The sequence below is a fragment of the uncultured Eudoraea sp. genome, from assembly GCF_947490415.1.
In the GTDB taxonomy this organism is placed as follows: domain Bacteria; phylum Bacteroidota; class Bacteroidia; order Flavobacteriales; family Flavobacteriaceae; genus Eudoraea.
Genome location: NZ_CANLGX010000001.1, coordinates 890,162 through 902,641 on the forward strand (window position 1 = coordinate 890,162; position 12,480 = coordinate 902,641).

Consider the following 12,480-nt stretch of genomic DNA (forward strand, 5'->3'; position numbering starts at 1 on the left):
ATAAAAACCCGGGATGATTTCAGGCATTTTTGGAAAAACAAAACCAATAAACTTCATTATTCTACTTGGTTTTTTGTTTGTATTCTATTGGTTTGTCCATTTTGTGCTCTATCAGAACCACTATGAACCGGAACAATTTGTAATTAAATTTGTTGTTCTTGGCATTCTATTGTTTAGTGTCTTCATAGTTGATTTTATTGTAAAACGAAATCAAATCACTGCTACAAATTCATATGCCATTCTTTATTTTACTTTGTTAATAATTATTTTCCCTGAAGTTTTACTGGATGATAATGCTGTATTCTGCAGTTTTTTTCTCTTATTGGCAATACGAAGGCTTATTAGCCTGAAATCCTTGAAGAATATTAAACTCAAGGTATTTGATGCTACAATCTGGACCTTAGCTGCAAGCCTTTTCTATGATTGGGCGATTTTATATCTCATTTTGGTCTGTATTGCTATTTATTTCTACGAGCCCAAGAATATTAAAAACTGGTTGGTTCCTCTAACTGGCATTTTGACTATAGGAATTATCGTGTTATGTTTTTTGTTAATAACTGATAATCTCGACTTTTTGAAGAATCATTATCAATTTTCTTTCAAGGGCGACATAATAGCCTATTGGATAAATAGCACCAAACTGGCCATTTATGCTATAATAACTATTATTACCGCGGCTTTGGCATTTATTAAAATGGGCAAATTGGGTATGGGTAAAATAATCACTATGCGTCTTATCGCCATCTCGCTTGCACTAGGTTTGTTAGTCACCTTCTTAAAAACCACAAACGACACCTTTCCTGTATTAATTACTTTTTTTTCGGGAGCTATTTTTCTGGCTAAATATGTAGAATTAATTAAAAGAGCCACCCTTAAGGAAATAGTTCTTATGGTTTCCATAGTAGCTCCTTTTCTAATAGTAATGACAGAAATGATTCTGAAATAATGGGTATATTTGCATCAAATTTAAACCACTATGTTCAGTAATTCAGCCTTTAGGATATTTGAAGAAAGTATTAATAATTATCACATAAAGGATGATGTTAATCAACCATTTACTAACCCATATCCGGAAGCAGATATTGATCATCTCCTATATAGAAAAAATTGGATTGATACGGTTCAATGGCATTATGAGGATATTATAAGAGATCCCGAAATAGATCCTGTAAAAGCATTGGAATTAAAACGAAAAATAGACGCCAGCAATCAGGATAGAACAGATTTAGTGGAATATATTGATAGCTATTTTTTAAATAAATACCAGTCGGTACAAACTAAGGCTGATGCCAGAATCAATACTGAAAGCCCTGCCTGGGCTATTGATCGCCTTTCAATTTTAGCATTAAAAATCTATCATATGAAGGAAGAGGTGGCGCGAACTGATGCATCTGACGAACACCTTAAAAAATGTAGTCAAAAATTAAAAATACTTTTGGAGCAAAAGGAAGATTTATCTTCAGCAATTGATCAATTGCTGACTGATATTGAACAAGGTGCTATTTTTATGAAGACCTACAGGCAAATGAAAATGTACAATGATGAGGAGTTAAATCCGGTTTTGCGTGGGCAAAAATAAATACAATCACCTTTTAGTTATTCGTTTGTCGGCCATGGGCGATGTGGCAATGACTGTTCCGGTTCTAAGTGCACTTACTGCACAATACCCCGATTTAAAAATTACAGTTCTTACAAGAGCCTTTTTTAGGCCTATGTTTATTACATTGTCAAATGTCCATGTCTATGAAGCGCAGGTTGATGGTAAACATAGAGGTATTCCTGGCTTATGGAAATTATTTAAAGAATTAAAAAAACTTGAAATAGATGCTGTAGCGGATCTTCATAATGTGCTTAGAAGTTCTGTATTAAAAGGGTTTTTTGTGTCGGCTAAAATAAAAGTAGTACAGATAGATAAGGGTAGAAGAGAAAAAAGAGCATTGACTGCATATAAAAATAAGGCTTTTAAGCCTTTAAAAACCACGTTTCAACGCTATGCGGATGTTTTTTATAAACTTGGATTCTCAATAAACCTTGAAAGCTCAAGAGCCCTGTCAAAACGGACATTACCCGAAAGAGTACTTGAATTGGTCGGTCCTGATAACCTGAAGTGGTTAGGAATTGCCCCTTTTGCTACTTATCCCGGAAAAACATACCCCTTTGACCTCATGCAAAAAGTTATTTTAGCACTAAATGATACCAATAAGTATAAAATTATTCTTTTTGGAGGCGGGAAGCTTGAAAAGAAACAGCTGCAACAATGGTCTGATTCGTGTCAAAATTGCATAAATACTATTGGCGCACTTTCTTTTGAGGACGAATTGGCCCTAATCTCCAATTTAGACCTTATGGTGTCAATGGATAGCGGCAATGGCCATTTGGCTGCAATATTTAATGTGCCTATCGTAACCTTGTGGGGCGTTACCCATCCTTATGCCGGTTTTTCTCCTTTTCGTCAGCCACCTGAAAACAGTCTTCTATCAGACAGAACAATATATCCTTTAATTCCAACTTCCATATATGGAAACACTATGCCTGAGGGCTATGATACCGTTATGTCTACAATTGCACCTGAGACCATTATTAACCGTATTACCGCCCTGCTTGAGGCTAAGTAGTTTTTTATTATACAGCTTCCTTTTGAGTTAATGAATTAAAATATTGCCTCAATTGTTGCATGTATTTGTATCGCAAATTTCTGCAATTACCCTGCACCATTAATGTTCTTACACCCATGTATGAGGAAATTAAATATGTTGCAACACCTTCACTGTCCACATGTCTATCTACATAACCATCGGACTTTCCTTTTTGAAGGATTGAGATTAAATTAACTTCCCAAACCTTATAGATATCCATTAAATAATTAGATATGACAGTATTTCTTCTGTTGAATTCTGAAATAAAGTTACTTAGGATGAAACCATAATCCATTTCATTATGTTCAGCTGTTTCTAATGCATTTTCAAAACATTTTTCAATAACAAGGAAGGGGTTTTCCTTACCTTCTATTGGTTCAATAAGCATGCTATATACTTTACGAACAATTAAGTTTTGTACAATACTTACGAAAAAATCTTCCTTAGATTGAAAATGATAGTAAAAGGCCCCTTTAGAAAGAGAAAGGGATTTTAAGATATCATCAATACTGGTATTATAATAGCCATTCTTATAAAATAACTCTAATCCAGTAACTTGCATCCGGTGCATGGTAGCCATGCGTTTTAAATTCTTATCCATTAGATTTGGGTTTTGGGGTTAAACAGACCGTTAAGTCTATAAACAAAGAACCCCTGAAACCTCAGGAAGGTGAATATTAAAGGATGTATGACTTTAAAAATTCGTTAAAATGTTGAATTCCCGATAAACTGCACTACCTGCCTTGATTTTTACCGACCACTTAGTCGGTAAATAATATCGACAAACGGTATTTTATTGGTTTTTCCAGGTTGTTTAGACCTTTTCGTTGCCTTAAAAAACTAAAAACAGGACCACCAACAATCATTTATTTACTTTTTTCGCAATGTTTTTTTAAGGAGCTATTCCCGAATAAAGTGTTTTTCGGAGTTAAATTCCTCTTTAGAATTACTTTAGATTACCTGCAGCATAATATGAATAGAACAGACTGTTTAGTTTAAAATAGTCAAAGGATTATAGAGTTGATAATTTATAAAGTTGGATTTGTGGTCTGATCCCGGGGATAAAATGCCATTCTTTTCAATAGTTAATTAAAAACAGCAACAATTACAAACTACATAGTTTCTAAAAAACTAGTTTGTCTAATATCATTTGTAATAAAATAAGAGCCCTTATTGCAGTTGTCAATTATAATATTGAACATTCCCGACACACAATTTCAATAGACCAGCCTATGATTTAATAAAAAGTATGATCGACTGCAATTATTATACATCGTCATAATCTACCTTCAGGGTAGCTGTTACCGGATGAGCCTGGCAGGTAAGAATTAATCCTTCGGCAATTTCGCTATCCGTAAGAATCTGGTTTTTATCCATTTTAGCTTCACCTTCGGTAATTCTTGCAATACATGTACTGCAAACACCTCCCTGACAAGAATAAGGGGCATCTATATCTTCATCAAGGACCGCATCTAAGATTGAAGATTTTTTATCCATACTAAATGAGTATACTTCATCATCTAATAAAACTTCTATCATTGTTTTACCTTCATGAGTATTGGTTTCGGAACCTTCGTTTTCGGTTGTTGTAAAGAGTTCAAAATAAATAGAATCCTCAGGTACTCCATTTGCTTTTAATGTATCGGAGGCAGCATTTATCATAGCCTCAGGACCACATAGGTAGAATGTATTAAAATTGATTTCTTTAAATTTATTTTTAAGAATGAAATTTACAACGGATGTATCAATTCTTCCAAACAGTGAATCCTCTTCACGGGCCCTACTATAAACAAACTGAACCGTAAACCTGTTTTTGTACTCATTTACAAGTTCTAAAATCTCCTGATGGAACATCGTTTCGGATTTATTTTGATTTCCATAAACCAATACAAAGGTGTTTTCAGGATGACTTTCCAATACAGTTCTGGCAATACTCATTATAGGCGTAATTCCACTGCCAGAGGCAAAAGCACATATATTTTCCTGTTTATTAGAAGTTTTATATACGAAGCGCCCCTCAGGAGGCATTATCAGTAATTGGTCTCCTTCTTTGAGCGAAGAATTGGCAAACGCTGAAAAGCGCCCTTCCGGTACTTTTTTGACTCCTATGGTGATATGCTTGTCTTTTGGACTTGAGGAAATTGAATAGGCCCGCCTGATCTCCTCTCCACCTACGTTGTGCTTAACTGTTATATATTGACCCGCCTCAAAGGAAAATTCATTTTCCAGTTCTTTAGGTATAATGAAACTTACAGCAACCGAATTTGGGGTTAATCGGGATATCTTGTCTATAGTCAAGGAATAAAAATCACTCATCAATAAAAAAATTTGTGCAAAATTAAGGAATGCTTTGGATTAATTATGGGAAATTAGCTTCTCTTTGTAACAAAAGATACATTTGATCTACTAATTTTCTGAACAAAAATTACCTGCCTTCATGTTCAAACACTTTTTTAAGCTGCAATGGAAATCATTTTTCAGAGCAGCTTCTTTTAAAACAAACCTGGTATTTAAGATCTTAATGCTTTTTGGGGCCTTGTACTTCATCGCCATATTTTTGGCACTGGGGGTTGGGTCCTATTTTATTATTGAAAAATATGGGTTGGGAGATCCGCTGAAGTTTGTGAATAAATATATCATTTATTACCTCGTAATGGACATCTATATTCGCTATATGCTGCAAAAGATGCCTATTTTGAACATAAAACCTTTGCTTTATCTACCTTTTAAGAAAAGCCAAGTGGTTTCATATTCCCTTGGAAAGACTATTTTTTCCTTTTTTAATTGGGCTCATGCTTTTTTCTTTGTGCCATTTTCCATTGTTCTTATTATTGAAGGATATAACCCTGCAGGGGTCATAGGTTGGCATTTGGGAATCATGGCCTTATTCTATTGTAACAATTTCATCAACATCATGATGAATAATAAGGACAGTATTTTTTATCCCTTGATCGCAATTTTGGCTATTTTGGGTATTTGTCAGTATTATGAATGGTTTGATATAACGGTTTACACTTCACCTATTTTCAATTTGTTTTATGATATTCCTTGGACTTCCTTAATTTCCTGGGTTGCATTAATCAGCCTGTATTTTGCGGCCTTTACATATTTTAAAAGGAATATGTATCTGGATGCCGGTTTGGCGACCAAACACGATATTGCAAAATCTGAAGATTATACCTGGCTAAATCGTTTTGGAAACTTAGGAACTTTCCTTAAAAACGACATCAAACTAATAAAAAGGAATAAACGCTCTAAAACCACTGTAATAATGAGTTTTATATTCCTTTTTTACGGGCTGTTGTTTTTTACCAATAGTATTGAGGTTTATGACAACCCTGTTTGGAAGATTTTTGCAGGCATCTTTGTTTCCGGAGGTTTCCTCTTTAGTTTTGGACAATTCGTACCAAGCTGGGATAGTTCTTATTATCCCCTTATGATGAGTCAAAATATTCAATACAAGGAATATCTTTCTTCCAAATGGTATCTTATCATAATAGCGACTATAATTAGTACAATCCTATCTGTCTTCTATCTTTATTTTGGCTGGGATGCGTATTTGGCGATTATAGTTGGTGCCATATACAATATAGGGGTTAATTCTTATCTTGTATTATGGGGTGGGGCCTATATTAAAACTCCGATTGATTTGACTTCTAACAGGAAAGCCTTTGGAGATAAACAAGCCTTTAATGCAAAAACACTTCTTCTGACATTACCAAAATTAATATTGCCCTTAGCTATTTATGGGTTAGGCCATTACCTGATTAATCCAACGGCCGGTTACATATTTGTGGCCCTTACTGGAATATTGGGTTTTGCCTTTAAAAATGTGGTATTCAGAAAGATTGAAAACATTTACAAAAAAGAAAAATATAAAACCCTTTTGGCTTATAAACAGAAAGCCTGATAAATTATAAATTCAAATGATTTACTCGCAAAACCTTACCAAAATCTATGGAGATCAGACGGTATTAAATATTGAAAGCCTGGATGTACCCAAAGGCCAAAGTTTCGGCCTGGTTGGTAATAATGGTGCAGGAAAAACCACTTTTTTCAGTTTGCTTTTAGACCTAATTCAGCCCACAACCGGTAAAGTAATGAACAATGATATACAGGTCAATAAAAGTGAAGCATGGAAACCATTTACCTCGGCTTTTATAGATGAAACATTTCTGATTGGATACCTTACTCCTGAGGAGTATTTCTATTTCATCGGAGAGTTAAGAGGCCAGTCTAAAACAGATGTTAATGAACTTTTAGCCAACTTTGAGGACTTCTTTCATGGGGAGATTTTGGGCCAGAAAAAGTATTTGCGAGATTTGTCAAAAGGGAATCAAAAAAAGGTGGGGATAGTTGCTACTTTTATTGGAGAACCCCAGGTTATCATATTGGATGAGCCTTTTGCTAATTTAGATCCCACTACGCAAATAAGACTCAAAGCAATTATCAAGAAACTGGGCCAGGATAGGGAAGTTACTGTATTAGTTTCCAGTCATGACCTAATTCATGTAACAGAAGTTTGTGAACGCATTGTAGTATTAAATAAGGGGGAAATTGTTAAAGATATTCAGACCTCAACAGAAACTTTAAACGAACTTGAGTTGTTTTTTGGAGGCTAAGTCTATCACATCTTTTATGATGATTATTTCTTTTCTTTCTGAGATCTTTTTTAATAAAATAGAAATCCGTTGTAACATTTTAGACCAGGATCCAAATTAATCGTGCCTTTTCATGTCGCAAGGCATAATAATATTAGTGTTTTTAAGTTTAGATTACATAGAATACCAACAATTTTGAAGCTTCGTATAAAATTTATTCTGGCTGGTGTTCTTGGGGGCATACTTTTTAACGCTTGTTCTACCAAGAAAGACACTTTTGTAAACCGCAATTGGCATGCGATGAATACCAAGTACAATGTCTTGTACAATGGTAATATTGCATTTGAGGAAGGGCGGGAGGCTCTCAATATTTCATATCTGGATAATTACTGGGAAATTTTACCTGTGGAGCGACTGCAAGTAAAGGATGAAATAAGGCTCGATTCTGAAAACAACAATCCAAATTTTATAATTGCTGAGGAAAAAGCCACGAAGGCTATTCAAAAGCACAGTATGGACATAAAAGATGAAGAGCGCAATCCACAAACAGATGAGGCCTTTCTGCTTTTGGGTAAAGCCAGATACTTTGACCAGCGTTATATACCGGCAATTGAAGCATTTAACTATGTATTAAGGAAATATATAGAAAGTGATAAGTTAAACGAAGCTACAATTTGGAGAGAAAAAACGAATATTAGGCTCAATAACGAAGAACTTGCTTTGAAAAATTTAAAGCGCCTTTTGAAGTTTGAACAACTTAAGGATCAGGAATATGCAGACGCTCATGCAATGATGGCGCAGGCATATATAAACCTGAAAGCTCCGGATACTGCTATCCAAGAACTTAAAATAGCTTCGGCATATACAAAAAAGCTACCTGAGAAAGGCAGGTATTATTTTATAATTGGGCAATTATTTAACCAATTGGGATATCGAGATAGTGCAAATTACGCATTTAGCAAGATCATTGAACTAAACAGGAAATCCCCCAGGGTGTACATGATTAATGCGCATTTGCATCAAATTCAAAATACTGAATTAACCGAGGAGAATAAAGAGGAGTTACTGGAGGAATTGGTTGATCTTGAAGAGAATAGAGAAAATAGACCATTTTTGGATAAGATATACAATCAGAAAGCTGAATATTATATGGCTATTGGGTCAGACAGTCTGGGAATTGTATATTATAATAAGTCTTTAAGAGCAACACAAAATTCCCCACAGTTGAACGCCCTTAATTATGAAAATCTTGCAGAATACAATTTCGATGGAAATGACTATAAAATTGCCGGAAATTATTATGATAGTGTTCTTGCTAACTTACCTGAGAATACCAAAAAATTCAGAACTATAAAGAAAAAGTTGGATAATCTGGAAGATGTTATTAAGTATGAAGATGTTGTTCAATATGCAGATAGCGTAATAACGCTTTATAATCTTCCAAAACTGGAACAAGTAACATTTTTCGAAAATCATATTGCCAAATTGAAGTTGGCTGAGGAAGAAGCGGCATTAAAAAAGGTAAACCAGGCCAATGCAGGTTTTGCGGCATTTGCCGAAACAAAGGGAGGAAAACAAAACAAAGGCAAATTTTACTTTTACAATATTGCAAGCCTGGGATATGGCAAAAACGACTTTAAAACCAAATGGGGAGACCGGGTATTGGAGGATGACTGGCGTTGGAGTAACAAAAACACAACAAAGCTTGTAGAGGGTGCAAGGGATCCTCTCGTTGCTGACGGGGGTCTTGGCGCTGAAGCAGAAATATCGGAAGAACAGAAATATTCAGTGGAATATTATTTGGATCAGATACCCACCGATATTGCTGTTATTGATAGTCTTAAATTAGAAAGAAATTTTGCGAACTACCAGTTGGGAATAATTTATAAGGAGAAATTTAAGGAAAACCTTTTGGCAGCAGGCAAATTGGAGAACGTTTTGAATTCAGAGCCAGAGGAACGCCTGATACTTCCATCCATGTATAACTTGTACAAGATATATGAGGAATCTGGCAGTCCGCTTGCCGAAAATATGAAACAAACTATTATCCAGAGCTATCCTGATTCACGGTATGCGGAAATTTTAGTAAACCCAAAAGCAGTTTTGGCAGGCTCAGCAGACAGTCCTGATGCCAAATACGCCCAACTTTATAAACTATATCAAAATCAGGATTTCTTGACGGTTATAACGGGTGCCGAGGCCAACATAAATTTGTATACCGGAGATCCTATCGTACCCAAATTTGAGATGCTAAAGGCCAATGCCATAGGCAGACTTCAGGGATATGAAGACTTTAAGGAAGCTCTCAATTATGTTGCACTGAATTATCCGAACAATCCAGAAGGTAAAAAGGCACAACAAATGATTGCCGAACAGTTACCAAAATTGGAGCCAAAGGAATTCTCATTAGAAATTGACTCAAAAGGCACGGCTAATTGGAAAGTTATATTTCCATTTAAAAGACAGTATGACGAAAAAGCATTAGAACTTAAAAAAATATTGGAGAAATCTATTATCGATTTAAATTATAGAAACCTCGTTTCAAAAGATATTTATAACCTGGAGATGGAATTTATAGTAGTTCATGGATTTAAATCAAAAGACTACGCTAAAGGCTATGTGGAATTGCTAAATAAAAACAAGGATTATCGAATTGCAAATGAGAATTTCGTAATTTTATCTTCCAACTATAAAATCATTCAAGTACATAAAAACTTACAAGAATATAAAAATCAAGTTTTAACCCCAAAACCATAAACAAGATGTTTTCTGATAACAAAAAACCTAGAACTATGAATGAAATAGGAGGACAACCCAACAGAATTGAAAAGAACACCAAAATCAAAGGTGACATAATATCCGAAGCAGACTTTAGGATAGATGGAAAGCTAGATGGCAATGTAAAAACCTCCGGAAAGGTTGTAATTGGCAAAGATGGCTACATTCACGGCAAGGTAGAATGTGTTAATGCTGATATTGAAGGAAGTTTTAACGGAGAACTGCAAGTATCCAATTTATTAGCACTAAAGGCATCTGCTGTTATTGAAGGTACCGTAACTGTTGCTAAACTGGCAGTTGAACCTGGCGCTACATTTAATGCGTCATGTACAATGAAGGGTAAAGGAGGCATAAGTTCGAATGATACAATTAAGACTGCAACGGGAAGCAACTCGCTGAATTCGGATTCAGGGAGCTATAAATCTGGCGCTGTTAGTGGATCTGGTAGTAAAAATGAACCCGCTAAGGTTTCCTGATCGTACCATTTTTTGTATTTCTTTTGAGTACAGTCTAAGCATATTATTTTTAATGGAGTTCACTCATACTACCAGAAAAGCTTAAGTCTCTTGCATTTGTATGAGTCTTAATAGATAACTCAATCAAAATGGCGAAAGGGAATAAGGAAATTAAGTACTGGCTAAGTCTTACCGGAATAGCCGTTCAAATGGGAGTCATTATCTATTTAGGAGCCAGGTTAGGTCAATGGCTCGATTTAGAGTATCAGAACGAAAAAAACACCTATACCATAATCCTTACTTTATTTGCAGTTGCCATTTCGATGTATTTGGTCATACAGCAAACAAAAAAATTGAACTCCTAATTTGAATAAAAGAATCATTATTTTCACTGGCCTGCTGCTTGGCACGCTTTTGATAGTTGGCTTACTTCACACTGGATTTTTATTTGCCCGCAACCCGGATTTGGATTATCGTATTTTACTCCTGGGCTATTTGATAAACTTTGCAATGGCTTTGGGGATATACTCCGTCCTGCTCTATTTTTCTGAAAAGCAAAATAAGCATCTCGGATTTATGTTTATGTTCGGAAGTACTTTAAAATTCGTTATCTACTTCCTGATTTTTGATCCAATTTTTATGCTGGATGGTAAACTCGTAAAAGTTGAATTTTTCATTTTTTTTGTACCATATTTTAGCTGTCTGCTTATAGAGACTTTTGCGCTAATAAAACTTATGCGGGAAATCGATCAGCAATAGAATCGCTATCACCTATTTTCAGGGGAAAAATAAAATTCTAAATGCTTTTTTCTTTTTAAGAGAATAGCTTACATTTGCACGGATTTTTAGAGACCCATTTTTATAAGTGATATGCGAAATCCTCTTTTGGTAAAATTCTTTCTGGTTTCCACAATATTCTTCAGTGTGACAATATTCGCAAAGGAAGCGGAGATAAGTAGCGAAGAAACCAAAACCGATCTAAAAACAGAAATAGACGAGTATATACAACACCACCTTAAGGATTCTCATGATTTCTCTTTATTTTCCTATAAGGACAGTGAGGGAGCAGAACATCATGTAGGCTTTCCACTGCCGGTTATTCTTTGGGATAATGGTCTGGTGGTTTTTTCATCTTCCAGGTTCCATCATGGTGAAGAGGTTGCCACCTCAGGGGATAGTCATTACAAATTATATCACGGTAAAATTTATAAAACAGACGCTGACGGAACCATAAATTACGATGCCGAACACCATGCTTCCAATATAAAGCCTTTGGATTTTTCAATAACCAAAAGTGTCATGATGATAGTAATTACGGGCTTTTTAATGCTTCTTCTATTTGGAGGATTAGCCAAGTCGTATTCTAAAAATGGAGGCATTGCCAAAGGGGCGGGAAGGTTTTTTGAACCGGTAATTTTATATATACGCGACGATATTGCAATTGCCACAATAGGAGAAAAAAGGTATCAGAAATATATGCCTTTTCTACTTACTATTTTCTTCTTTATTTGGTTTCTAAATATGTTTGGCCTAACACCCTTAGGAGTTAATGTGACGGGTAATATTGCAATAACTACTGCTTTGGCAATTCTAACTTTTTTGATTACCAATTTTACTGGCACAAAAACCTACTGGAAACATTTATTTGATCCACTAGGGGATTCTATGCCATGGTACGCTAAAATTCCCTTATATATTATATTAATTCCAATTGAAGTTTTAGGAATATTTATAAAACCATTTTCACTATTGATTCGTCTGTATGCCAACATGCAGGCAGGACATATTGTTATTATGAGTTTGATTGGACTTATGTTCATTTTCAAAAATTGGATTGGCAGTTCTTTGTCCTTTGGACTTGCATTTGCCATTTCATTAATTGAAATATTGGTAGCCGTATTACAGGCGTATATATTTACAATGCTGTCTGCATTGTATTTTGGTTTTGCTTCTGAAGAACACGAACATGCAGAAGCACATTAATTTGAATGTTTAATTTTTAATTATATA

General features: G+C 35.0%; 12 protein-coding genes. 10 read left to right on the forward strand and 2 right to left on the reverse strand.

Going from position 1 to position 12,480, the window contains the following annotated elements; translation table 11 throughout:
* The first annotated feature begins 13 nt into the window (after positions 1 to 13).
* From Q0874_RS03925 to Q0874_RS03935, 3 genes are read left to right on the forward strand one after another with little or no spacing between them, the layout of a single operon-like run.
* A complete protein-coding gene (locus tag Q0874_RS03925; RefSeq protein WP_299159634.1) occupies positions 14 to 946 on the forward strand; it encodes a DUF6427 family protein in 933 nt (310 codons plus the stop codon).
* A 30-nt stretch (positions 947 to 976) separates the two neighbouring features.
* Positions 977 to 1,579, forward strand: coding sequence for a DUF4254 domain-containing protein (locus Q0874_RS03930; RefSeq protein WP_299159637.1), 603 nt, complete (start codon positions 977 to 979; stop codon positions 1,577 to 1,579).
* On the forward strand, positions 1,566 to 2,615 hold the full coding sequence (locus tag Q0874_RS03935; RefSeq protein WP_299159638.1) for a glycosyltransferase family 9 protein: 1,050 nt from the start codon (positions 1,566 to 1,568) through the stop codon (positions 2,613 to 2,615). The genes Q0874_RS03930 and Q0874_RS03935 overlap by 14 nt, the downstream gene beginning before the upstream one ends.
* A 7-nt stretch (positions 2,616 to 2,622) precedes the next feature.
* Here the strand turns inward: Q0874_RS03935 and Q0874_RS03940 are convergent, their stop codons facing one another.
* Together Q0874_RS03940 and Q0874_RS03945 are read right to left on the reverse strand one after the other, a co-directional pair.
* On the reverse strand, positions 2,623 to 3,237 hold the full coding sequence (locus Q0874_RS03940) for a TetR/AcrR family transcriptional regulator (protein WP_299159640.1): 615 nt from the start codon (positions 3,235 to 3,237) through the stop codon (positions 2,623 to 2,625).
* Between the two features lie 665 nt (positions 3,238 to 3,902).
* Complete coding sequence (locus Q0874_RS03945) at positions 3,903 to 4,952, reverse strand: ferredoxin--NADP reductase (RefSeq protein ID WP_299159642.1); 1,050 nt, start codon at positions 4,950 to 4,952, stop codon at positions 3,903 to 3,905.
* 121 nt (positions 4,953 to 5,073) lie between these two features.
* Between Q0874_RS03945 and Q0874_RS03950 the strand changes: the two genes are divergently transcribed.
* The 7 genes from Q0874_RS03950 to atpB all read left to right on the forward strand — a co-directional run bounded on the left by Q0874_RS03950 (position 5,074) and on the right by atpB (position 12,453).
* The gene (locus tag Q0874_RS03950; protein ID WP_299159644.1) at positions 5,074 to 6,546 is read left to right on the forward strand and encodes a DUF5687 family protein; all 1,473 of its coding nucleotides are present in this window, start codon (positions 5,074 to 5,076) and stop codon (positions 6,544 to 6,546) included.
* 16 nt (positions 6,547 to 6,562) lie between these two features.
* Complete coding sequence (locus tag Q0874_RS03955) at positions 6,563 to 7,258, forward strand: ABC transporter ATP-binding protein (protein WP_299159646.1); 696 nt, start codon at positions 6,563 to 6,565, stop codon at positions 7,256 to 7,258.
* Between the two features lie 174 nt (positions 7,259 to 7,432).
* A complete protein-coding gene (locus tag Q0874_RS03960; protein WP_299159649.1) occupies positions 7,433 to 9,994 on the forward strand; it encodes a hypothetical protein in 2,562 nt (853 codons plus the stop codon).
* A gap of 5 nt (positions 9,995 to 9,999) precedes the next feature.
* A complete protein-coding gene (locus Q0874_RS03965; protein ID WP_299159651.1) occupies positions 10,000 to 10,491 on the forward strand; it encodes a polymer-forming cytoskeletal protein in 492 nt (163 codons plus the stop codon).
* A 128-nt stretch (positions 10,492 to 10,619) separates the two neighbouring features.
* Positions 10,620 to 10,835, forward strand: a complete 216-nt coding sequence (locus Q0874_RS03970) for an AtpZ/AtpI family protein (RefSeq protein WP_299159654.1) — start codon at positions 10,620 to 10,622, stop codon at positions 10,833 to 10,835.
* A gap of 1 nt (position 10,836) precedes the next feature.
* Positions 10,837 to 11,229, forward strand: coding sequence for a hypothetical protein (locus Q0874_RS03975; RefSeq protein WP_299159657.1), 393 nt, complete (start codon positions 10,837 to 10,839; stop codon positions 11,227 to 11,229).
* Between the two features lie 111 nt (positions 11,230 to 11,340).
* On the forward strand, positions 11,341 to 12,453 hold the full coding sequence (gene atpB / locus Q0874_RS03980; protein ID WP_299159660.1) for a F0F1 ATP synthase subunit A: 1,113 nt from the start codon (positions 11,341 to 11,343) through the stop codon (positions 12,451 to 12,453).
* Positions 12,454 to 12,480: the final 27 nt, after the last annotated feature.

Coding starts and splice junctions, on each gene's coding strand:
- Q0874_RS03955 (WP_299159646.1), top strand. CDS start 6,563: ATGATTTACTCGCAAAACCTTACCAAAATCTATGGAGATCAGACGGTA.
- Q0874_RS03940 (WP_299159640.1), bottom strand. CDS start 3,237: ATGGATAAGAATTTAAAACGCATGGCTACCATGCACCGGATGCAAGTT.
- atpB (WP_299159660.1), top strand. CDS start 11,341: ATGCGAAATCCTCTTTTGGTAAAATTCTTTCTGGTTTCCACAATATTC.
- Q0874_RS03950 (WP_299159644.1), top strand. CDS start 5,074: ATGTTCAAACACTTTTTTAAGCTGCAATGGAAATCATTTTTCAGAGCA.
- Q0874_RS03965 (WP_299159651.1), top strand. CDS start 10,000: ATGTTTTCTGATAACAAAAAACCTAGAACTATGAATGAAATAGGAGGA.
- Q0874_RS03970 (WP_299159654.1), top strand. CDS start 10,620: ATGGCGAAAGGGAATAAGGAAATTAAGTACTGGCTAAGTCTTACCGGA.
- Q0874_RS03925 (WP_299159634.1), top strand. CDS start 14: ATGATTTCAGGCATTTTTGGAAAAACAAAACCAATAAACTTCATTATT.
- Q0874_RS03945 (WP_299159642.1), bottom strand. CDS start 4,952: ATGAGTGATTTTTATTCCTTGACTATAGACAAGATATCCCGATTAACC.
- Q0874_RS03930 (WP_299159637.1), top strand. CDS start 977: ATGTTCAGTAATTCAGCCTTTAGGATATTTGAAGAAAGTATTAATAAT.